At 70.2% G+C, this 21,741-nt stretch carries 22 protein-coding genes; 16 read left to right on the forward strand and 6 right to left on the reverse strand.

Features of this window, described 5'->3' with window-relative positions:
- The first annotated feature begins 15 nt into the window (after window positions 1-15).
- The gene (locus ACWFRU_RS08575; RefSeq protein WP_365819590.1) at window positions 16-675 is read left to right on the forward strand and encodes a thymidine kinase; all 660 of its coding nucleotides are present in this window, start codon (window positions 16-18) and stop codon (window positions 673-675) included.
- 1 nt (window position 676) lies between these two features.
- Here the strand turns inward: ACWFRU_RS08575 and ACWFRU_RS08580 are convergent, their stop codons facing one another.
- A complete protein-coding gene (locus tag ACWFRU_RS08580) occupies window positions 677-1,483 on the reverse strand; it encodes a VOC family protein (protein WP_453685379.1) in 807 nt (268 codons plus the stop codon).
- 320 nt (window positions 1,484-1,803) lie between these two features.
- On the opposite strand from ACWFRU_RS08580, the gene ACWFRU_RS08585 reads away from it, so the two are divergent.
- Window positions 1,804-2,658, forward strand: a complete 855-nt coding sequence (locus ACWFRU_RS08585) for a sulfurtransferase (protein ID WP_453685380.1) — start codon at window positions 1,804-1,806, stop codon at window positions 2,656-2,658.
- Between the two features lie 74 nt (window positions 2,659-2,732).
- Here the strand turns inward: ACWFRU_RS08585 and sepH are convergent, their stop codons facing one another.
- Entirely contained in the window at window positions 2,733-3,830 is a 1,098-nt protein-coding gene (sepH, locus tag ACWFRU_RS08590) for a septation protein SepH (protein WP_453685381.1), read from the reverse strand.
- 462 nt (window positions 3,831-4,292) lie between these two features.
- On the opposite strand from sepH, the gene ACWFRU_RS08595 reads away from it, so the two are divergent.
- A complete protein-coding gene (locus ACWFRU_RS08595; RefSeq protein ID WP_453685382.1) occupies window positions 4,293-5,555 on the forward strand; it encodes a hypothetical protein in 1,263 nt (420 codons plus the stop codon).
- A 27-nt stretch (window positions 5,556-5,582) separates the two neighbouring features.
- On the opposite strand, the gene ACWFRU_RS08600 is transcribed toward ACWFRU_RS08595, so the two are convergent.
- Window positions 5,583-6,914, reverse strand: a complete 1,332-nt coding sequence (locus tag ACWFRU_RS08600) for a D-arabinono-1,4-lactone oxidase (RefSeq protein WP_453685383.1) — start codon at window positions 6,912-6,914, stop codon at window positions 5,583-5,585.
- Window positions 6,862-8,112 carry an MFS transporter gene (locus ACWFRU_RS08605; RefSeq protein ID WP_453685384.1) on the reverse strand — a complete coding sequence of 417 codons (1,251 nt, stop codon included), beginning with the start codon at window positions 8,110-8,112 and terminating at the stop codon, window positions 6,862-6,864. The genes ACWFRU_RS08600 and ACWFRU_RS08605 overlap by 53 nt, the downstream gene beginning before the upstream one ends.
- Before the next feature lie 155 nt (window positions 8,113-8,267).
- On the opposite strand from ACWFRU_RS08605, the gene ACWFRU_RS08610 reads away from it, so the two are divergent.
- Both ACWFRU_RS08610 and ACWFRU_RS08615 read left to right on the forward strand, forming a co-directional pair.
- A complete protein-coding gene (locus tag ACWFRU_RS08610; protein WP_453685385.1) occupies window positions 8,268-9,395 on the forward strand; it encodes a ferrochelatase in 1,128 nt (375 codons plus the stop codon).
- 10 nt (window positions 9,396-9,405) lie between these two features.
- A complete protein-coding gene (locus ACWFRU_RS08615) occupies window positions 9,406-10,203 on the forward strand; it encodes an inositol monophosphatase family protein (protein ID WP_453685386.1) in 798 nt (265 codons plus the stop codon).
- A gap of 77 nt (window positions 10,204-10,280) precedes the next feature.
- On the opposite strand, the gene ACWFRU_RS08620 is transcribed toward ACWFRU_RS08615, so the two are convergent.
- Window positions 10,281-10,454, reverse strand: coding sequence for a hypothetical protein (locus ACWFRU_RS08620; RefSeq protein ID WP_351173867.1), 174 nt, complete (start codon window positions 10,452-10,454; stop codon window positions 10,281-10,283).
- Window positions 10,455-10,757: 303 nt separating this feature from the next.
- On the opposite strand from ACWFRU_RS08620, the gene ACWFRU_RS08625 reads away from it, so the two are divergent.
- From ACWFRU_RS08625 to ACWFRU_RS08640, 4 genes are all read left to right on the forward strand, one after another.
- Window positions 10,758-11,411 (forward strand): response regulator transcription factor, encoded by a 654-nt coding sequence (locus ACWFRU_RS08625; protein WP_135331070.1) that lies wholly within the window; start codon window positions 10,758-10,760, stop codon window positions 11,409-11,411.
- A gap of 6 nt (window positions 11,412-11,417) precedes the next feature.
- On the forward strand, window positions 11,418-12,650 hold the full coding sequence (locus tag ACWFRU_RS08630) for a sensor histidine kinase (protein ID WP_453685387.1): 1,233 nt from the start codon (window positions 11,418-11,420) through the stop codon (window positions 12,648-12,650).
- Between the two features lie 393 nt (window positions 12,651-13,043).
- On the forward strand, window positions 13,044-13,340 hold the full coding sequence (locus ACWFRU_RS08635) for a DUF4193 domain-containing protein (RefSeq protein WP_055544889.1): 297 nt from the start codon (window positions 13,044-13,046) through the stop codon (window positions 13,338-13,340).
- Between the two features lie 13 nt (window positions 13,341-13,353).
- Window positions 13,354-14,283: a hypothetical protein gene (locus ACWFRU_RS08640; RefSeq protein ID WP_453685388.1), complete on the forward strand. Its 930-nt coding sequence runs from the start codon at window positions 13,354-13,356 to the stop codon at window positions 14,281-14,283.
- A 21-nt stretch (window positions 14,284-14,304) separates the two neighbouring features.
- Here the strand turns inward: ACWFRU_RS08640 and ACWFRU_RS08645 are convergent, their stop codons facing one another.
- On the reverse strand, window positions 14,305-14,751 hold the full coding sequence (locus tag ACWFRU_RS08645; protein ID WP_453685389.1) for a DUF3093 domain-containing protein: 447 nt from the start codon (window positions 14,749-14,751) through the stop codon (window positions 14,305-14,307).
- A 58-nt stretch (window positions 14,752-14,809) separates the two neighbouring features.
- On the opposite strand from ACWFRU_RS08645, the gene ACWFRU_RS08650 reads away from it, so the two are divergent.
- The 7 genes from ACWFRU_RS08650 to ACWFRU_RS08680 all read left to right on the forward strand — a co-directional run bounded on the left by ACWFRU_RS08650 (window position 14,810) and on the right by ACWFRU_RS08680 (window position 21,706).
- The gene (locus tag ACWFRU_RS08650) at window positions 14,810-15,394 is read left to right on the forward strand and encodes a PaaI family thioesterase (protein WP_363209930.1); all 585 of its coding nucleotides are present in this window, start codon (window positions 14,810-14,812) and stop codon (window positions 15,392-15,394) included.
- Complete coding sequence (gene dut, locus ACWFRU_RS08655) at window positions 15,391-15,927, forward strand: dUTP diphosphatase (protein ID WP_453443333.1); 537 nt, start codon at window positions 15,391-15,393, stop codon at window positions 15,925-15,927. Before ACWFRU_RS08650 ends, dut begins: the two co-directional genes overlap by 4 nt.
- 1 nt (window position 15,928) lies before the next feature.
- A complete protein-coding gene (locus tag ACWFRU_RS08660; RefSeq protein WP_453685390.1) occupies window positions 15,929-16,702 on the forward strand; it encodes a DUF3710 domain-containing protein in 774 nt (257 codons plus the stop codon).
- Window positions 16,703-17,089: 387 nt separating this feature from the next.
- Entirely contained in the window at window positions 17,090-17,179 is a 90-nt protein-coding gene (gene kdpF / locus ACWFRU_RS08665) for a K(+)-transporting ATPase subunit F (RefSeq protein WP_033264828.1), read from the forward strand.
- Between the two features lie 8 nt (window positions 17,180-17,187).
- On the forward strand, window positions 17,188-18,852 hold the full coding sequence (gene kdpA, locus ACWFRU_RS08670) for a potassium-transporting ATPase subunit KdpA (RefSeq protein WP_453685391.1): 1,665 nt from the start codon (window positions 17,188-17,190) through the stop codon (window positions 18,850-18,852).
- Window positions 18,849-21,002 carry a potassium-transporting ATPase subunit KdpB gene (gene kdpB / locus ACWFRU_RS08675; protein WP_453685392.1) on the forward strand — a complete coding sequence of 718 codons (2,154 nt, stop codon included), beginning with the start codon at window positions 18,849-18,851 and terminating at the stop codon, window positions 21,000-21,002. The genes kdpA and kdpB overlap by 4 nt, the downstream gene beginning before the upstream one ends.
- Before the next feature lie 23 nt (window positions 21,003-21,025).
- Entirely contained in the window at window positions 21,026-21,706 is a 681-nt protein-coding gene (locus ACWFRU_RS08680) for a potassium-transporting ATPase subunit C (RefSeq protein ID WP_453685393.1), read from the forward strand.
- Window positions 21,707-21,741: the final 35 nt, after the last annotated feature.

Here is a 21,741-nt window from a genome sequence, read left to right on the forward strand (position 1 = left end):
AGGCCTCAACTCCCCATGCCCGAGCTGGTGTTCTTCTCCGGAACGATGGACTGCGGAAAGAGCACCCTGGCTCTGCAGATCGAACACAACCGATCGGCGCGGGGCCTGCAGGGGCTGATCTTCACGCGTGACGACCGCGCGGGCGAGGGCAAGCTCTCCTCGCGGCTCGGTCTCGTCACGGACGCGATCGAGGCCGCCGACGACTTCGACTTCTACGCCCATCTCGTCGACCACCTCTCGCAGGGCGGCCGCGCGGACTACGTGATCGCGGACGAGGCGCAGTTCCTCGCGCCCGGCCAGATCGACCAGTTGGCGCGCGTCGTCGACGACCTGGGCCTGGACGTCTTCGCCTTCGGCATCACCACGGACTTCCGCTCCAAGCTCTTCCCCGGCTCGCAGCGTCTGGTCGAACTCGCCGACCGCGTCGAGGTGTTGCAGGTCGAGGCGCTGTGCTGGTGCGGCGCCCGCGCCACCCACAACGCCCGCACCATAGGCGGTGCGATGGTCGTCGAGGGTGCCCAGGTCGTCATCGGCGACGTCAACCACGCGGCGGACGAAGTGGGTTACGAGGTGCTGTGCCGCCGTCACCACAGGCGCCGGATGACGGCGGCGACATCACGCGCGGGCGCCCTGTCGCCCGACGTGCTGCCGGTCGACACGTCCGCCCGCGTCTGAGTCAGCTCTCCGAGCGCACGAGCGTGAACACCGCCCCCTCCGGGTCGGCGACCGTGGCCTCCCGTCCGTGGGCGCCCGCGTGCGCGGGCCTGACGACGTGGCCGCCGAGTTCCACCACCCGCTCCGCCGACTCGTCCACGTCGGCGACCTCGAAGTACGTCATCCAGTGCGCGCCCCGGTCGCGCGGCAGCGCCTGGCCGACGCCGTGCACCGAGGCCACGGGGCGGCCGTCGACCTGCAGCGTGACGTAGTCGAAGTCGGCCGAGACGACTGCCTCTTCGGTATATCCGAAGACCGCTTGGTAGAACTTGACGACGCCTGCCGTCTCCTGGGTGACCAGTTCGTTCCAGGCCGTGGCCCCGGGCTCGCCGCCCAGCGCGGCGCCCACATGTTCCGCCGCCTGCCAGATCCCGAACACCGCGCCCGCGGGGTCCACCGCGATGGCCATCCGCCCGGCCGGGCCCGCGTCCAGCGGTCCGACGCCGATCGTGCCGCAGCAGTGCCGCACGGCCTCGGCCGTCGCGTCCACGTCGTCCGACGCCAGGTACGGCGTCCAGGCGATCGGCAGGTGGTGGTCGGGCGGCAACTGACCGATCCCGGCGACCTCGTGGCCGTCGAGCAGCGCCCGTACGTAGGGCCCGAGCTGATCCGGCCCGGGACGGAACTCCCAGCCGAACAAGGCTCCGTAGAACTCCTGGGTCGTGGCCAGGCCATGCGCCATCAGACTCACCCAGGTGGGTGTGCCGGGCGCGCGGCGGACGGCCCCCGGGCCGTCACTCCGGTCCGTCGACCCCCGTGCCTCCGTCATCGTCACTCTCTCCTCGGCCCTTCAGGTGGCCGCTCGGCTCCGCATTTCGAATGCACGTACCTGTGTCGCGCCCTGGCCCGCCCGTGCAGATGCTCGCACCACCTGTGGCGCCCCGCGCCCCGGCCGCGCCGCTTGTCCCGGCTCCGCCCAGAGGATGCCCGGTTTGCCGGTTCTCATCCGTAAACGCGCGGTTGCTCTGTGGTGTCGTTCGGCAGTACACGGTGTGCCCGCTTCCATACGCCGCGTGTTCGGCGGTCGTACGGCGGAGCAGGGTAGCCGGACCTGACCGATGCGGCCACCCCGTGCGCGAGGATGGGCCCATGAATGCCATCATCTCCGCATCCGAACTCGCGAGCGACCTGGCGGGCGAGAACCCGCCAGTGCTCCTGGACATCCGCTGGCAGCTGAGCACCGCCAAGGCGGCGGGCGCACCCGCCTTCGACGGCCGGGCCGAGTACGAGAAGGGGCACATCCCCGGCGCCGTCTTCGTCGACCTGGACGCCGACCTCGCGGGTCCGGCCGGCTCGGGCGGACGGCATCCCCTGCCGGACGTGGAGCACTTCGGGGCGGTGATGCGGGCGGCCGGTGTCTCGGCCGACCGGGACGTGATCGTGTACGACGGCGGGCAGGGCTGGGCCGCCGCACGCGCCTGGTGGCTGTTGCGCTGGACGGGTCACCCTTCCGTGCGGGTGCTCGACGGCGGGCTCGCCACGTGGGGCGGGCGGCTGGAGTCCGGGGACGAGCGTCCGGCGGCCCCGGGGTCGTTCGCACCCGAGACGAACACCACCGACCTACTCGACGCCGACGCCGCGGCGGCCCTCGCCCGCTCCGGGCTGCTCCTGGACGCCCGCGCGGCCGAGCGCTATCGCGGTGACGTGGAGCCGATCGACCGCGTCGGCGGTCACATCCCGGGTGCGGTGTCCGCGCCGACCACGGAGAACGTCACGGCGGACGGCACCTTCAGGCCCGCCGCCGACCTCGCGGAACGCTTCAACTCCCTGGGCGCATCGGACACTTCCGAGGTCGGCGTCTACTGCGGCTCAGGTGTGTCCGGCGCCCACGAGGTGCTCGCCCTCGCGGTGGCGGGCATCCCGGCGTCGCTGTACGTCGGCTCGTGGTCGGAGTGGTCGTCGGACGAGTCCCGCCCGGTGGCCAAGGGCCCGGACCCGCAGTAGCCGAAGGGCATGACTGGGGCCCCGCACCTGCACGGTGCGGGGCCCCGGCCGACGTACGACGTCCTGCTGTTCTGCTACTCCTGCTTTTTGCGGCGCGTGCCGAAGACGATCTCGTCCCAGCTGGGCACCGCCGCGCGCCGCCCGGGACGGACGCCGTCGGCCTCCGCCTGGCGGTCGGTGGTACCGGTCAGGCGGTCGCGGTGGCTGGCCACCGAGCGCGGCATCAGGACGTCCGCGTACGCGGCGCCCGCGCCCGCCGACGCGGCGGGGGGCTCCTCGGCCTCCGGGTCCTGCTCGGGCTCCTCCGCGGGCGGGAGATCCGTCGCCGGGAGCGCGGGGCGCTCCGGCACGATCATGTCGCCGCGGAAGCTCGGCACCGCCTCCAGGAGGCTGGTGAGCGAGTCCCGCTCCGACTCCGACACGGCGGCGGTCGCGGCGGTCGCCGCGCCCTCCTCCGCGGGCTCCGGGGGCAGCGGCACGGCAGGACGCTCCAACTGCCGGTCCAGGGCGCGGTCAAGGGGCCGGTCGAGCGAGGGCCTGTCGCGGGGCAGCCGTGCGATGCGCGGCACGAACGGGAAGCTGGGCTCGGGCGCGGCGATGTCGTCCGTCTCGCCGATCAGCGAGCGCGCCTCGTCGTCCACGGCCTGCACGAGCCGCCGGGGCGGGTCGTACGTCCAGCTCGCGGAGTGCGGTTCGGTCGCGACGCGGTAGACGAGCAGGACCTCCCAGGTGCCGTCGTCGCGGCGCCAGGAGTCCCACTGGACGGTTTCCTTGTCGGCGCCGCGCAGGAGCAGACGCTCCGATACGGCCTCGCCGAGCTGGGGTCCGGTGTTCTCGCCGGGACGGCGCACGGGAGTCTTGCGGGCCCGCTCGGCCATGAAGGCGCGCTCGGCGAGCACGGGTCCCTCGAAGCGGCGGACACGGTCGACGGGGATTCCGGCGAGCGAGGCGACTTCCTCCGCGCTGGCACCGGCCCGTATACGCGCCTGGATGTCACGGGGGCGGAGGTGGCTCTCCACCTCGATCTCGATCTGGCCGAGACGCGGACGGTCGCCGCGCACCGCGGCGCGCAGTCGCTCGTCGATCGGAAGCGTGTACTCCGTGCTGTCCGCAGCCTTCAGCACCAGCCGTGTGCCGTCGTTGCTGACGGCCACGACACGCAGTTCGGGCATGGGGACCTCCCGGGTGGTGCCTGCCGACGTCACGTGCGTCGCTGCTTCCGCTAGTCGAGTGTGGCCTGCCCGGGTGCAGCCTGCCACAACCTTGCCGAGTTGCCCGGCGTGTCGGGCATGGGCCCAAGGTCGCCGTTATGGCACGGTTACCTCTTCGCAACTCTCAGTGACCACTTTGGTCACCCTGTGCAGCGAGCCCCCTCCCGGCGGTTCTGGAAGGCCCCGGGCACCCAGGTGGGAGACCGGACCCAGGGCTCGCAACAGTACTCCATTCGGGCCATGTGGGTGGTCCGCCGCGCCGCCGAAGTTCTCACGGGGGACGGGAGTTGGCGCCTCGGGATACCCGGGCAGGGTGGTGTACGAGTGGCACACTTCACGGAATCTCCAAAAGCGGAACTATCCACTTCACCCATACGTCCCTTTCTCGTGCAGTCAGTCGAGAAAGGCAGGCAAGGGTCGGAGATGCGTGAAAAGCCGGATTCCGGCAAGGAGTCGAAGGACCGGACGGAACCGACGGACTCGGCGGAGACGAAGCGGCGTCTCGATCTGAGCGTGCCACAGGTGGCGGGAAGCGCCGTGGCGGCGGTCGTGGCGGCGAAGCTCGCGTCGAGCTTCGGTGTCTACGGCACGATCCTCGGAGCCGGAGTGGTGAGTGCCGTCGCGACCTGCGGCGGCACGATCTTCCAGCACTTCTTCAGCCGCACGGGCGAGCAGATACGTGACGTCACGGTGCAGGCCAAGCCGAGGGCGCGTCAGGTCCCGCTCACCGACGGCTCGGGAGCGCCGGTGGCGCAGACGTTCAGAGCGAAGGCCTATACGGGGGCGGCCGCGCACACCGGGGCGGGGCCCGTGACGACGACATGGGGACGGACGGTCGAGCCGGGCGCCGCTTCGGTGCCGCCTCCCTCCGGTGACGCGGACGCGGACCGCACGACCGTGCTTCCCGCCACCTCCGCTGTTGACGCGGATCGCACGAACGTGCTGCCGGTGGTGGACGCCGACACCGACGCCGACACGGACCGCACGACCCTGCTGCCCGTGGCGGACACCGGAGCCGACGCCGACGCCGAGAAGACGCAGCTGCTCGGATCGGTCGACGCCACCCAGCTCGTGCCCCGGGACGACGCGACGCGCGTCCTGCGGCAGGCGGCCGCGCCCGTGCCCCAGGAGCCGACGGCGCCACCGCTTCCCTCGGACGAGTTCACCCACGGCACCACGCACCGCACCCAGGTCCGAAGCTGGAAGCGGCCGTTGATCGCGGCCGCGGTGGTCTTCGGTGTCGCCATGGCCGGCATCACGACGTACGAACTCGTCTCCGGCGAGGACTTCAGCGGGGGCCACGGCACCACGATCGGCAACGGCTTCTCGGGCAGGAACAGCTCGCCGAACCAGCAGCCCACTCCGTCGACCGATCCCTCCGGGCAGCCGTCCGACGGCGCTTCCACGGGGACGGACGAGGGTTCGCAGCAGGGCGGCGACGCGTCGCAGGACCCGGACGGGACGAACGCGCAGACGCCGGACAACGGCAACGACTCGGGCTCCGGTTCGAAGGACGACCCCGACAAGGGATCGGACTCCGGCACGGACTCCGGGGACGACGACGGCTCGAAGACGGACCCGACCCCGACGCCGACCCCCACCCCGACTCCGACGCCGACCCCGTCGAGCGGTGACGGCACCGACAGCGGAAGCGACGTACAGCGGGGAGAGACCGCCACTCCGTAGGCGGGCCCTCCCCGTGGCCGGCCGTTCTCAGGCGCCCAGGACGCGCCGCAAGTAGTCGTTGCCGAACACGCGCTCCGGGTCGAGGCGGTCGCGCAGGGCCGTGAACTCGGCGAAGCGCGGGTAGGCCTGCGCGAAGTAGTCGGCGCCGCGCGTGTGGATCTTGCCCCAGTGGGGTCGGCCCTCGTGCGCGGTGAAGATCCGCTCCGCGGCGGTGAAGTACGCCTGGTAGGGCGTGCCCCGGTACATGTGGACGGCGATGTACGCGCTCTCCCGGCCCGAGGCCGTGGAGAGCGCGATGTCGTCCGCGGGGGCCGTACGGACCTCGACGGGGAAGCTGATGCGCAGATTCGAGCGCTCCACCATCGTCTTCAGCTCACGCAGCGTCTCCACGAGGGCCGCTCGCGGAACGGCGTACTCCATCTCCACGAAGCGCACGCGGCGCGGGCTTGTGAAGACCTTGTAGGGGATGTCCGTGTAGGTGCGGGCGGAGAGTGCCTTGCTGGAGATCTTGGCGATGCCCGGGATGGTCGCGGGGACGGCCCTGCCGATCGTGTTGACCACCTGGAAGAGGCCGTTGGAGAGAATCTCGTCCTCTACGAAGGCGCTCACTTTGCCGGGCGGGGCGGCGGGGCCGAGGCTGCGGTTGTTGCGCTTGGTGGTGCAGTTGCCGGTGTGCGGGAACCAGTAGAACTCGAAGTGCTCGTTCTCCGCGTGCAGGGCGTCGAACTCGGCGGTGACCTTGTCGAAGGTCATCGGTTCCTCACGGGCGGTGAGGAAGAAGACGGGCTCCACGGCGAAGGTGATTGCGCTGATCACGCCGAGGGCGCCGAGGCCGATGCGGGCCGCCGCGAAGACCTCGGGATTCTCCTTCTCGGAGCAGACGAGGACTTTGCCGTCCGCGGTGACCAGCTCAAGTGCCTTGATCTGGGCGGAGATGGAGGCCGAATCCCGGCCCGTGCCGTGCGTGCCGGTGCTGGTCGCGCCGGAGACCGTCTGCTCCATGATGTCGCCCATGTTCGTGAGCGACAGGCCCTCGCGGGCGAGCGCCGCGTTCAGGCGCTTCAGCGGAGTGCCCGCTTCCACCGTGACGGTGCCGGCCTCGCGGTCGATGTTCCGGATGCCGGTGAGGAGGTCGGGGCGTATCAGGAGGCCGTCGGTCGCCGCGGTCGCCGTGAAGGAGTGGCCGGTGCCGACCGGCTTCACCCTGAGGCCGTCCTCCCTGGCCGCGCGGAGCGCGGCGGAGAGCTCGTCGACCGACGCGGGGGTGACCTCCCTGGCCGGGCGTGCGGTGACGTTGCCCGCCCAGTTACGCCACGGTGCTGTGCTCTTCCCGCTGCCCGTGCCCGTTGCCGTGCTCATGGGTCCCTCCCCGTTGCGGAGCCGGCGTGTTCAGCCGGCGATACCCAAGGAATCCGACCGCCACCGCGACGGCCCCGGAAACTCCGGGGACCGCGTACCCGGCATCCGATCCGGCAGCGTCGATGACCCAGCCGGCCGCGGAGGAGCCGAGCGCGACGCCGACCGCGAGTCCGGTGCTCACCCAGGTCATGCCCTCGGTCAGCTTCGCGCGTGGTACGTGCTGTTCGACGAGGGCCATCGTCGTGATCATGGTCGGCGCTATGGAGAGGCCCGCGATGAACAACGCCACGGCCAGAAACGGAAGGTTCCCGACCAATTGAAGCGGGATCATACTCACGGCCGTCGTGCAGACACCCAGCAGCCACCTCGGTGCGGGAGCGCCCTTGAAGTGCACGAGCCCGAAGGCCGCTCCGGCCAGGCAGGAGCCGAGCGCGTACACCGCGAGCGCCACGCTCGCCATCGCCTTGTGGCCGAGGTCCTCGGCGTAGGCGACGGTCACCACGTCGATGGACCCGAAGATCGCGCCGGTCGCCACGAAGGTCGCGACCAGGACCTGCAGCCCGCCGGAGCGCAGCGCCGATCCCTTCGTGTGGTGTTCTCGGCCGTGCGGCACGGGCTCGGTGGCCCGCTGGGCCGTCAGCCAGAAGACGCCGACAGCGAGGAAGACCCCGGCGAGGAGCGGGCCGGCCTCCGGGAACCACACCGTGGAGAGGCCGATCGAGATGATCGGCCCGAAGATGAAGCAGACCTCGTCCACCACGGACTCGAAGGAGTACGCGGTGTGCAGCTGCGGGGTGTCCCGGTAGAGCACCGCCCAGCGTGCCCTGATCATCGACCCCACGCTCGGCACGCAGCCGACCAGCGCGGCGAAGGCGAAGAGCGTCCAGTCCGGCAGCTCGTACTTCGCGCAGAGCAGCAGCCCGGCGACCGCCGCGAGGGACGCCAGGGTCGCGGGCCGCAGCACCCGGCGCTGGCCGTACCGGTCGACCAGACGCGAGATCTGCGGGCCGATCGCGGCGGCGGAGAGCGCCACCGTCGCCGAGAGCGCGCCCGCGAGTCCGTACCGCCCGGTCAGCTGGGACACCATCGTCACGATGCCGATGCCCATCATCGACAGCGGCATCCGGCCGAGGAAGCCCGCCGTGGAGAACCCCTTGGTGCCGGGGGCGGCGAAGATGGCGCGGTAGGGGCTGGGCACGTGGGACTCCGCTGAGGCGCCGGGACGGCCTCGCACGGATGTGCGCGGAGGGGCCCCGGTAAGGCGTAAAGATGGCCCATACAGCTTACGGTTCCGACAGGGCCGGACGCACCATGATTTTCCGGCTGTCAGTGGCGAGTGGCAGGATCGGATACATGTCCGATGCGCTTGATGCCTCTCCGTATGACGCCCTGCTGCTGCTCTCGTTCGGCGGCCCCGAAGGGCCAGACGACGTGGTCCCGTTCCTGGAGAACGTGACGCGGGGCCGCGGCATCCCCAAGGAGCGGCTCAAGGAAGTGGGGCAGCACTACTTCCTGTTCGGCGGGGTCAGCCCGATCAACGACCAGAACCGCGCCCTGCTCGACGCGCTGCGCAAGGACTTCGCCGACCACGGCCTCGACCTGCCGGTCTACTGGGGCAACCGCAACTGGGCGCCCTACCTGACCGACACCCTGCGCGAGATCGTCCGGGACGGCCACCGCCGCGTCCTCGTCCTCGCCACCAGCGCGTACGCCTCGTACTCGGGCTGCCGTCAGTATCGCGAGAACCTGGCCGAGTCCCTCGCCGTGCTCGCCTCCGAGGGCCTTGACGTGCCGCGCGTCGACAAGCTGCGGCACTACTTCAACCACCCCGGCTTCGTCCGCCCCATGATTGACGGGGTCCTGAAGTCGCTGGCCGATCTCCCCGAAGCCGTGCGGGAAGGGGCGCACCTGGCCTTCACGACGCACTCCATCCCGACCGCGGCCGCCGACACCTCCGGCCGCGTCGAGGACCACGGGGACGGCGGCGCGTACGTCAAGGAGCACCTGGACGTCGCCCGCCTCATCGCCGACGCGGTCCGCGAGGAGACCGGCGTCGAACACCCCTGGGAGCTCGTCTACCAGTCCCGCAGCGGCGCCCCCCACATCCCGTGGCTGGAGCCCGACATCTGCGATCACCTGGAGGAGCGCAAGAACGCCGGCGCGCCCGCCGTGGTGATGGTCCCGATCGGTTTCGTGTCGGACCACATGGAGGTGCTGTACGACCTCGACACCGAGGCCGAGGCGAAGGCCGGGGAGCTGGGTCTGCCGGTCCGCCGCTCGGCCACGGTGGGCGCCGACCCGCGGTTCGCCGCCGCGATCCGCGAGCTGGTCCTCGAACGCTCCGCCAAGGAGAGCGGCCGCGAGGTCGCGCCCTGCGCCCTGGGCGCGCTCGGCGCGAGCCACGACCTGTGCCCGGTGGGCTGCTGCCCGGCGCGCGCCCCCAAGCCCGCGGCCGCGGGCGCCGACAGCCCGTACGCGTAAGGACGCCGACGTGACCGACCTCAAGGCCGAACTCCTCGCCGTCGCCCTGGAGGCCGCGCACCGCGCGGGAGCCTTCCTGCGCGACGGCCGCCCGGACGACTTGGGCGTGGCCGCCACCAAGACCAGCGCGGTCGACGTCGTCACCGAGATGGACATCGCATCGGAGAAGCTGATCACCGACTTCTTCGCCGAACGCAGGCCCGACGACGGGGTGCTGGGCGAGGAGGGCGCGAGCTTCGAGGGCAGCAGCGGCGTCCAGTGGGTGATCGACCCCATCGACGGCACCGTCAACTACCTGTACGGGCGCCCCGACTGGTCGGTGTCCATCGCGGCCCGCAAGGACGGCGAGACGCTGGTCGGCGTGGTGCACGCCCCGATGCGCGGGGAGACCTACCGGGCCGTCCTCGGAGAGGGCGCCTTCGTCAACGACAGGCCCGCGCGCACCCGCCCCGCACCCCCGTTCGCGCAGGCCCTCGTCGGCACCGGGTTCGGTTACGTCGCCGAGCGCCGCGTCCGGCAGGCCGAGGTGGCCCGGCAGCTGATCCCGCTGGTCCGTGACATCCGCCGGGGCGGCTCGGCGGCCATCGACCTCTGCGACGTCGCACTCGGCCGCCTGGACGCGTACTACGAGCGCGGCCTCAACCCCTGGGACTTCGCGGCCGGTGACCTCGTCGCGCGGGAGGCGGGCGCCCTGACCGGTGGACGCCCCGGAGAGCCCCCCACGGGCGAGCTGACCATCGCCGCCCCGCCCGGCCTCTTCGAGGACCTGCAGGGCCGCCTGGAGGAGCTCGGGGCCTGGCACGACTGAGCCGCCGCGCAGATCGGCACGCGGAAGGGCCCCGGCATCTCGTCCACGGATGCCGGGGCCCTTCTGCTTGCGATGGATCAGGCGTGCAGCACGCCGACCTCCACCCCGTGCTCGGCGGCCAGACGGTGGAGATCTTCGAGCTCGGCCTGCTCGACCTCGGCAAGGAAGTCGTCGCCCGTCTCACGGGCCTTCGTGAGGTCGGATTCCGTGGCCTTTATGCGCTGCAGCAGTCCTGCGGTAAAAGCGTCCATGGTTGCGCCCCCTCGGCTGGGTCGTGGGTCGATGGCACGGGGGTGTGCCCTCAAGAAGGGGCGATCACGTCTCAAGCCGCCCTGGAGGAAGCGGTTCGTGGCGCGCCACATACAAAGCGTGATCGCGGGTGTGAGGTCGTCCTCCCCTCGCTCCCTTCCACGGAAACCTCAACCCCCGGAGAAAATCCCGCATTCCCCGGCCAGGACACCGCCTTACAGCCGGTTTATGGCCGAAAGGGGCAGGATGGAGGCCACACCCCACGAACAGACCTGCCCGCAGGGGCACAGAGGAAGGACAGCGCCGTGCGCGTACTCGTCGTCGAGGACGAGCAGCTGCTCGCCGATGCGGTGGCCACCGGACTGCGCCGGGAGGCCATGGCCGTCGACGTCGTGTACGACGGAGCGGCCGCCCTGGAACGCATCGGGGTCAATGACTACGACGTCGTGGTGCTCGACCGGGACCTCCCGCTCGTGCACGGGGACGACGTCTGCCGCAAGATCGTCGAGCTCGGCATGCCGACCCGCGTCCTGATGCTCACCGCGTCGGGCGACGTCAGCGACCGCGTCGAGGGCCTGGAGATCGGCGCCGACGACTATCTGCCCAAGCCCTTCGCGTTCAGCGAGCTCACGGCACGCGTGCGTGCCCTCGGCCGGCGTACGAGCGTGCCGCTCCCGCCCGTCCTGGAGCGCGCCGGGATCAAGCTCGACCCGAACCGCCGGGAGATCTTCCGCGACGGCAAGGAGATCCAGCTCGCGCCCAAGGAGTTCGCCGTCCTCGAAGTGCTGCTGCGCAGCGAGGGCGCCGTCGTCTCCGCCGAGCAGCTCCTGGAGAAGGCCTGGGACGAGAACACCGACCCGTTCACGAACGTGGTCCGGGTGACCGTCATGACCCTGCGGCGAAAGCTCGGCGAGCCCGCCGTCATCGTGACGGTGCCCGGCTCCGGCTACCGGATCTGATCCCCGGTGGCCGCGACCCCGGCGCCGCCAGCAGCGCCTCCGAAACCCACCTGGGACCCCAGGAAGGCCGAACCGCCCTTCCCGTGGCTGCGCCCCACGATCCGCATACGGCTCACGCTGCTGTACGGCGGCATGTTCCTGATCGCCGGCATCCTGCTGCTCTCGATCATCTACCTGCTGGCCGCGCAGGCACTGAACGTGGGCGCCGACCTGCCGTTCAAGATCGTCTCCGGGCAGGTGGCCAGCGACAGCTGCAACTTCCCGAGCTCGCCGTCGGCCGGAGAGCTCAACAACGCCATGAACGCCTGCGTCAACGAACAGCGCCAGCACGCCCTGGACAACCTCCTGAGCCGCTCGCTGCTCGCCCTGCTCGGACTCGCGGTGATCGCCTTCGCCTTCGGTTACGCGATGGCGGGCCGCGTCCTGTCGCCGCTGGGCCGCATCACGCGCACCGCGCGCAGGGTGGCCGGCACGGACCTGTCGCGGCGCATCGAACTGGACGGCCCGGACGACGAGTTGAAGGAGCTCTCGGACACCTTCGACGAGATGCTGGACCGCCTGGAGCGGGCCTTCACGGCCCAGCAGCGGTTCGTCGGCAACGCGTCACACGAGCTGCGCACCCCGCTGGCGATCAACCGCACGCTGCTCGAGGTGCACCTCTCCGACCCGGGGGCGCCCGCCGAGCTCCAGCAGCTCGGCAAGACGCTCCTGGCGACCAACGAACGCAGCGAGCAGCTCGTGGAGGGCCTGCTGCTGCTCGCCCGCAGCGACAACCAGATCGTGGAGCGCAAACCGGTAGACCTTGCCGAGGTCGCCGACCGCGCCGTCGACCAGGTGCTGACGGAGGCGGACGCGAAGGGCGTGGAGATCCGCGGGGAGCGCGGCCCTGCCGTCGTGCAGGGCAACGGCGTACTCCTGGAGCGGATCGCCCTGAACCTCGTCCAGAACGCCGTCAGGTACAACGTGCCGGACGAGGGCTGGGTCGAGGTCACCACGGAGGCCCAGCACGGCCAGGCGGTCCTCGTGGTGTCGAACACGGGCCCTGTGGTGCCCGCGTACGAGATCGACAATCTCTTCGAGCCGTTCCGGCGGCTCAGGACCGAGCGGACGGGCAGCGACAAGGGCGTCGGACTCGGCCTGTCGATCGCCCGGTCGGTGGCACGGGCCCACGGGGGCCGTATCATCGCGGAGCCGCGCGAGGGGGGAGGGCTCGTGATGCGAGTCACCCTTCCTCTCTGAGATGCTGCCGCAGACGCGCCGCCATGTTCGCTTTGCGCGGAATTTTCGGGACCTGTTCCCAGAGATCTTCTGTGCGATCGATCACAGGGGCGAATTTTCGGCCATCTACTCTCCGTGATCGTGAAAGTCGTTGGAAAGCCGGGAAAATCCGGGTTTTCAGGGGTCTTGATCACGGGAAGTACACGGGGTGGCGCCTGTGAAGTGCGACATTCGGACCGTGTACGGTCCCGATCGCCATCCAAACCGATCACCTCTTCAGGGGTGCGGTTGGGTGTCGATTGAGTAACAGACCTTGATGTGAGGCAAAATCTCCGCCTCAGGTCGGGCACAAGTCCGGCCTCTCACGCGTTACGTGCGCTGAGACACCGCAGACACCCAGAGGGGGAGAGCGACATGGCAACGGACTACGACACCCCACGCAAGACCGACGATGACGTCAACGAGGACAGCATCGAGGAACTCAAGGCGCGGCGGAACGACAAGTCGACCTCGGCAGTGGACGTCGACGAGTTCGAGGCCGCAGAGGGCCTCGAACTGCCCGGCGCGGACCTGTCGAACGAGGAGCTCGCCGTTCGGGTGCTCCCGAAGCAGCAGGACGAGTTCACCTGCATGAGCTGCTTCCTGGTGCACCACCGCAGCCAGCTGGCCAGGGAGAAGAACGGCCAGCCGATCTGCCGCGACTGCGACTAGGGCAGGGTCGGCCGTGACAGGCTCGACCCCGCCGAGGAAGCGCCGCTTCCGTAAGCGCGGAGCGGACCAAGAAAGCGCCGTCCCCGACGGCGTGCGTGACGACGAGCGGGGCTCTTCCCCCACAGGAACAGCCTCGCTCGGACCGGCGAACGCCCTGGAGACGGCACAGGACGAGACGGCGGCCGACAAGGCGTCCGGGATCCAAGGATCCAAGGGCCGCGTTGCCGCCGTCACGGACGGAGTCATGGCGGGCGTACGCATGAGCGGACGCGGCGCCAAGGCCGGCATCGGCTATCTCGCCGACCGGATCATCGAGAACGCCCCGCGGATCCCGGTCCGCGACCTTTCCACCCTCCGCAAGCAGTTCCCGGGCCTCGGCCCCGATCAGCTCGCGGACAAGCTCATCTCCGGCGCCGCCAACGCGACCTCGACGGTCGGGGCAGGGATCGGCATCGCGGTGATGATGCCCGTGCCGCCCGCGATGCCCGCGGAGCTGGCCGCCGAGATCACCGGCGTCGCGGCGATCGAGCTGAAGCTGATCGCCGAACTCCACGAGGTCTACGGCCGCCGCCCGCCCGGCAACCTCAAGGAGCGCAGCACCGCCTACCTCACGTCGTGGACCGAGGAGCGCGGCATCGACGTGGCCAAGCCCGCGTCGATCAACGCGGCGCTCGGCGGCCAGATGAAGCGCGAACTGCGCCAGCAGATCATGAAACGCATGGTGCGGAACCTCCCGAACCTGATGCCCTTCATGGTCGGCGCCGCGGTCGGGGCGGTGATGAACCGCCGGGACACCAAGAAACTCGCTGAGCGGGTCCGTGCGGACCTGCGGAGGTCGCAGGTGTCCTGGGGCGCCCTCGTCGAGCTGCCGCCCCTTGAGCAGCCCGCGCAGCCCCTTGACCCGTCACGTCCCGGCAGCCCGCCGGAGGAGCTGGGCGCCTGACGCCGAGCCCCCGCCGCGGGTCTACGAGGCGCGAACCGCCGTGAGTGCCGTCGCCAGCGCCTCCGGGTGCCGCGTCGACACGTACACGTACGGAGTCGGGTCCTGCGGGTCCGTGATCTCCACGCGCAGCGCCGTGGGGATGTAGGCGCGCAGAAGCATGAACGCGCGCGGGTCGGCCTTAGGGCCGCGCCAGGCGCGCGCCTCTTCCGCGTCCAGGATCTCGGGCTCGCCCAGGGCGGAGACCGGGATCTTCGCGTCACCCACGACGAACGAGTCCGCCACCACGCGGATGCGCGGGGAGCCGTACGAACTGGTGACGACCGCGGCGACCGCCGTCCCGGCGACCAGGCCGCCGAGCAGCGGCAGGGTGCCGAAGGGGACCATGATCAGCGCGGTCGCGACACCGACCAGGAGCGAGACAAGCCACCAGGAACGGGGCGCCGTCAGGCGTTCTTCGTAAGGCTGCATGTATGCAAGCTTGGCACGATGAGCTGTGTGGCCGGACTCGCGGGTAAGGTCTGCGGCTGTGAGTGGTACTTCAGCAGCTCTGACGCCCCCGGCCGACGCGATAGCGCCCGTCCGCCACCCCGACGCGCCCGCCCCCGGCGAGCTCATCGGAGCCCACTACGAGCACTGTTTCGGCTGCGGCGAAGGACAGGCCCACGGGCTGCACCTCGCGACGCGTGCCGGTGAAGGCGTGGGCGTCACCGCCGAGTTCACCGTCCGCGAGGCCCACCAGGGTGCTCCGGGCCTCGCCCACGGCGGAGTGCTCGCCACGGCGCTCGACGAGACGCTCGGCTCGCTGAACTGGCTGCTGCGCGTGATCGCCGTGACCGGCCGGCTCGAGACCGACTTCGTACGGCCCGTTCCGCTGGGCACCGTGCTCTTCCTCGAGGCCGAGGTGACCGCCGTCTCCGGACGGAAGATCTACTCCCGGGCCACCGGGCGGATCGGCGGCCCCGAGGGGCCCGTGGCCGTCCGCGCCGAGGCCCTCTTCATCGAGGTCAAGGTCGACCACTTCATCGACAACGGCCGCCCGGAGGAGATCCGGGCCGCCATGGACGACCCGGACCAGATCCGCCGCGCACGTGCCTTCGAGGTGAACCCGTGACCCCCGCACCCCGTCCGGAGCTCGACGTGCTGATCCGTCGCGTCGACTCCGATGTACCGCTGCCGTCGTACGCGCAGCCCGGCGACGCCGGAGCGGATCTGCGGACCACCGAGGCGTGCGAACTCGCCCCGGGCGAGCGGGCGGTATTGCCCACCGGGGTGTCTGTCGCGCTGCCGGAGGGGTACGCGGCCTTCGTGCACCCGCGTTCCGGGCTCGCGGCCCGCTGCGGTGTCGCCCTAGTGAATGCCCCGGGGACGGTGGATGCCGGGTACCGTGGAGAGATCAAGGTGATCGTGGTGAATCTCGACCCGCGCGAGCGCGTGCGGTTCGAGCGCTTCGACCGGATTGCCCAACTGGTCGTCCAGCAGGTCGAGAAGGTGCGCTTCCGCGAGGTGGCGGAGCTTCCCGACTCGGCGCGGGCCGAGGGGGGCTTCGGGTCCACCGGCGGCCATGCCGCCGTGGGCGCCGGCTCGGGTGACAAAACGGGTGGGAATCGATACGCATCGGTCGTATCTGACCGGGAAGGACAGTGACGTGTTCGGACGTCGCAAGAAGGACAGTGCCGCCGAGGACGCGGCGGGCGAGGCCGAGCAGGTCGTCGAGGGCCCTGACGGTTCTGACAGCGACGACACGGCCGCCGCGCAGTCGCGCGTGAGGCTCGAGCCCGAGCCCCGCCCGGACGGCCCCTGGGACGTCTCGGAGGTCCGGGAGCCCGGCGAGGGCCGCGTGGACCTCGGTGGCCTCTTCGTACCGGGTGTCGAGGGCATGGAGCTGCGGGTGGAGGTCGCGGGAGACGCGATCGTCGCCGCGACCGTCGTGCTCCAGGACAGCGCCATCCAGCTGCAGGGTTTCGCTGCCCCCAAGAAGCAGGGCATCTGGAGCGAGGTCCGCGAGGAGATCGCCTCGGGCATCACCCAGCAGGGCGGGGTCATCGACGAGGTCGAGGGTCCCCTCGGCTGGGAGCTGCGGGCGCAGGTGCCGGTGCAGCTGCCGGACGGCACGGGTGGCGTGCAGGTCGTGCGCTTCATCGGCGTCGACGGTCCGCGGTGGTTCCTGCGCGGGGTCATCTCCGGCCAGGGCGCGGTGCAGCCGCAGGCCGCGGGTCTCCTGGAGCAGATCTTCCGGGACACCGTCGTCGTGCGTGGCGACGGCCCGATGGCGCCGCGTGACCCGATCGTCCTGAAGCTGCCGGACGACGCCCAGATGGTCGCCGAGGGCGCGGTCCAGCAGGAGCAGCAGGAGGGCTCGCGCTTCTCCGGTGGCATGGGCCAGCTCCAGAGGGGCCCCGAGATCACCGAGGTGCGCTAGCGCTCCGCTGCCCGTGCGGTGATGAACCCGCGGGCCGGTGGTGGCTGGTCGCGCAGTTCCCCGCGCCCCTTACGGGGCGCTGATGCCCCACGAGTCGCAAGCCGATGGGCCGCATTCCCTGACGGGAGTGCGGCCCATCGGCGTTTTCGCAGGTGAGAGCGGTGGGGCGACCGCAGACGTAAGAGAGTCGTCAATGAGGCGCCAAGCACCGTAAGGGAGCCGTCAACGGCGGTCGTTTCCGGCCAGGGAGGAGGTTTGCTCAAGGCGCCGGATCAATCGCATCTCATCTCTCATCTAGGAGCACACGATGGCCGACGTGGCCTTCGTCGTCACCACGCTCGCGGTCTTCGCGCTGGTGGCGCTCATCGCCAAGGGGGTGGCGAAGCTGTGACTGCCGAGAACATCGTCGGTCTCGTCGTGGCCGTCGCCCTGCTGGGCTATCTCGTACTCGCTCTTGTGTTCCCGGAGAGGTTCTGAGTACGGCCATGAGCCCTGTTCTTGCTGGTGTGCTCCAGTTCCTCGCGCTGATCGTGGCGCTCGCCCTGGCATACCGTCCGCTCGGCGACCACATGGCCCGGGTCTACTCCTCCGACAAGCACCTGCGCGTCGAGAAGTGGATCTACAAGGGCATCGGCGCCAACCCGAACGCCGAGATGCGCTGGCCCGCCTATCTGCGCGGGGTCCTCGCCTTCTCGGCCGTGAGCGTGCTGTTCCTGTACCTCCTGCAGCGGCTCCAGGGCTCACTGCCCGGATCGCTCGGCTTCAGGTCGATCGACCCCGACCAGGCCTTCAACACCGCCGCCTCCTTCGTGGCGAACACCAACTGGCAGTCGTACTACGGCGAACAGGCCATGGGCCACGTCGTGCAGACCGGCGGCCTCGCGGTGCAGAACTTCGTGTCCGCCGCCGTCGGCATCGCCGTCGCGGTGGCCCTGGTACGCGGCTTCGCCCGCTCCCGCACGGGTGAACTGGGGAACTTCTGGGCCGACCTGGTGCGCGGTGTCGTACGCGTCCTGATCCCGATATCGGTGATCGGCGCGGTCGTCCTCGTCGCCTGTGGCGCGATCCAGAACTTCTCCGGCATCCACGGGGTCGGCCAGTTCATGGGCGGCAGCCGGCAGTGGAACGGCGGCGCGGTGGCCTCGCAGGAGGTCATCAAGGAGCTGGGCACCAACGGAGGCGGCTACTTCAACGCCAACTCCGCCCACCCCTTCGAGAACCCGAACGGATTCTCCAACCTCTTCGAGGTCTTCCTGATCCTGGTGATCCCCTTCGCGATCACGAGGACCTTCGGGCGGATGGTCGGTTCCCTCAGGCAGGGGTACGCGATCCTCGCCACGATGGTGACCATCTGGGTCGTGTTCACCGCACTGATGATGTGGACGGAGTTCCACCACGGGGCTCCCGCCCTCGACATCGCGGGCGGGGCGATGGAGGGCAAGGAGACGCGGTTCGGGATCGCCGGATCGGCGATCTTCTCGGTCGCCACGACGCTGACCTCGACGGGCGCGGTCAACTCCTTCCACTCCTCCAACACCGGCTTCGGCGGCGGACTCGATCTCCTCGGCATGCAGTTGGGGGAGATCGCACCCGGCGGCACGGGTTCGGGTCTGTACGGAATGCTGATCATGGCGATCATCGCGGTGTTCATCGCCGGGCTCATGGTGGGCCGTACGCCGGAGTACCTGGGCAAGAAGATCGGCACCCGCGAGATCAAGCTCGCGGCCTGCTACATCCTCGTCACCCCGGCCCTGGTGCTCGGCTTCACGGCGGTGTCGATGGCGCTGCCCACGCCCAAGGACTCGATGCTCAACTCCGGGGCGCACGGCTTCTCGGAGATCCTCTACGCCTACACGTCGGGCGCCAACAACAACGGCTCGGCGTTCGCCGGACTGAGCGCCGACACCAACTGGTTCAACACCACGATCGGTCTCGCGATGCTGCTCGGCCGCTTCCTGCCGATGGTGTTCGTCCTCGCGCTCGCGGGTTCGCTGGCCGAGCAGAAGCCGATCCCGGCGACGGCGGGCACCTTGCGCACCGAAAAGCCGCTGTTCACCGGATTGCTGGTCGGCAGCATCATGATCATCACCGGTCTGACGTACTTCCCGGCGCTCGCCCTCGGGCCGCTGGCCGAGGGGTTGGCGTCATGACCACCGCGACGAAGAAGCCAGAGGAGCCCGGCTCCATGTCCACCGTTACTCCCACCCGCGCGCCGCACCAGGACGTGCCCGGCGGCCATGAGGGCCACCAGGACGGCGGCCGGGTCGGCGGGGGCCTGTTCGACCCCAGGCAGCTCCTGAAGTCCTTCCCGGACGCCGTGCGGAAACTCGACCCGCGGGTGATGGTCAAGTCGCCCGTCATGTTCGTGGTGCTCGTCGGCTCGGTCATCACCACCGTCCTCGCGGTCAAGGACCCGGGGGACTGGTTCGGCTGGGCGATCGCGGTCTGGCTCTGGCTGACCACGATCTTCGCCAACCTGGCGGAGGCGGTGGCCGAGGGCCGCGGCAAGGCGCAGGCGGACACGCTGCGCAAGGCCAAGACCGACACGGTCGCGCGCCGCCTGGACGGCACGGCCGAGGAGCAGGTGCCCGGCACCGCGCTGCGCATCGGCGACCTGGTCGTCTGTGAGGCGGGCGACGTGATCCCCGGCGACGGCGATGTCGTCGACGGTGTCGCGAGCGTCGACGAATCGGCGATCACCGGGGAATCGGCCCCGGTCATCCGGGAGTCGGGCGGCGACAGGTCCGCCGTCACCGGCGGCACGAAGGTCCTCTCCGACCGGATCGTCGTCAAGATCACGACCAAGCCGGGCGAGACCTTCATCGACCGCATGATCAACCTGGTCGAGGGCGCGGCCCGGCAGAAGACGCCCAACGAGATCGCGCTCAACATCCTTCTCGCGTCCCTCACCATCGTCTTCCTGCTCGCGGTCGTCACGCTCCAGCCGTTCGCCGTGTACGCCGGTGCCGAGCAGTCCATGATCGTGCTTGCCGCGCTCCTGGTCTGCCTGATCCCCACGACCATCGGCGCGCTGCTGTCCGCGATCGGCATCGCGGGCATGGACCGGCTCGTCCAGCGCAACGTCCTCGCCATGTCCGGACGGGCGGTCGAGGCCGCCGGTGACGTCTCGACGCTGCTGCTCGACAAGACCGGCACCATCACGCTGGGCAACCGGCAGGCCGCCGAGTTCGTGCCGGTACGCGGGACGACCGAGGCCGAGCTCGCGGATGCCGCCCAGCTCTCGTCGCTGGCCGACGAGACGCCCGAGGGACGCTCCGTCGTCGTACTGGCGAAGGAGAGGTACGGGCTTCGCGAGCGTCACCAGGGGGAGTTGGAGGGGGCCGAATGGGTCGCCTTCACCGCGCAGACGCGGATGTCGGGCGTCGACCTCGTCGAGGGCGGCGCGGGGCGCAAGGTCCGCAAGGGCGCGGCCGGTTCGGTCGTCGCCTGGGTCACGCGGAACGGCGGCACGGTCTCCGAGGACGCCCAGGCCCTGACCGACACGATCTCGCAGGCCGGTGGCACACCCCTCCTGGTCGCCGCCGACGACGAGAAGGGGGCCCGCGTCCTCGGCGTCATCCACCTCAAGGACGTCGTCAAGGAAGGCATGCGGGAGCGGTTCGACGAGCTGCGGCGCATGGGCATCAAGACGGTCATGATCACCGGTGACAACCCGCTGACCGCCAAGGCCATCGCGGACGAGGCAGGCGTGGACGACTACCTCGCCGAGGCCACGCCCGAGGACAAGATGGCGCTGATCAAGCGGGAACAGGCGGGCGGCAAGCTCGTCGCGATGACCGGCGACGGCACGAACGACGCGCCCGCCCTTGCCCAGGCGGACGTGGGCGTGGCCATGAACACCGGTACCTCGGCCGCCAAGGAGGCCGGGAACATGGTGGACCTGGACTCCAACCCCACCAAGCTCATCGAGATCGTCGAGATCGGCAAGCAACTCCTGATCACCAGGGGCGCGTTGACGACCTTCTCGATCGCCAACGACGTCGCGAAGTACTTCGCGATCATCCCCGCCATGTTCGCCGTGGTGTATCCCGGTCTCGACAAGCTCAACATCATGAACCTGTCCTCTCCGGAGACGGCCATCTTGTCGGCCGTCGTCTTCAACGCGCTGATCATCGTCGCCCTGGTGCCGCTGGCCCTGAAGGGCGTGCGGTACCGGCCGATGAGCGCGGACAGGATGCTGCGGCGCAATCTCGGCGTCTACGGAGTCGGCGGTCTCGTCGCCCCGTTCATCGGCATCAAGCTCATCGACATGGTCATCTCCCTCATCCCCGGGCTGTAGTTCCTGAAAGCGTGCTTATCGTCATGAACAACTCCGTCGGAAGTACCGCACGGCTGCTGGGCGCGGGTCTGCGCGCGCTGCTCGTGCTGACCGTGATCTGCGGTGTCATCTATCCGCTCGCCGTCACCGGAATCGCCCAGGGCCTGTTCCACGACAAGGCCAACGGTTCCGAGATCAGGAGCGGGGGCGAGGTCGTCGGCTCCGAACTCATCGGGCAGCGCTACGACTTGCCGCTGAAGAAGGGCCAGGAGACCGCCGCGCCCGACCTGAAGTGGTTCCAGCCCCGCCCGTCCAACGGTCTCGGCTCCAACCAGGACGCGGGCGTGAACACCCAGTACGACCTGATCCTGTCGGGGGCGACGAACCTGGCCGGTGACAACAAGGACCTGATCGCGGACGTCAAGGCGGCCAAGGCGGCCGTGGTCAAGGAAAACTCCACGGCCGGCTTCAAGGTGCGGCCCTCGGACGTGCCGGCCGAGGCCGTCACCTCGTCCGGCTCGGGCCTGGACCCCCACATCTCCCCGGAGTACGCGGAACTTCAGGCCCACCGAGTGGCCGAGAGGAACGGCCTCGCCGTGGGCGCGGTCGAGAAGCTGGTCGACGAGCACACCGACGGGCGGATCCTCGGCTTCATGGGCGAGCCCCGCGTCAATGTCCTCCAGCTCAATGTGGCGCTGAAGGAGCTTGTCGGCGGGAGGGGCTGATCTCCGTAGAATCCGTAGAAGAGGAGCCTCCTGCT

It is taken from the genome of Streptomyces sp. NPDC055099, from assembly GCF_053607685.1.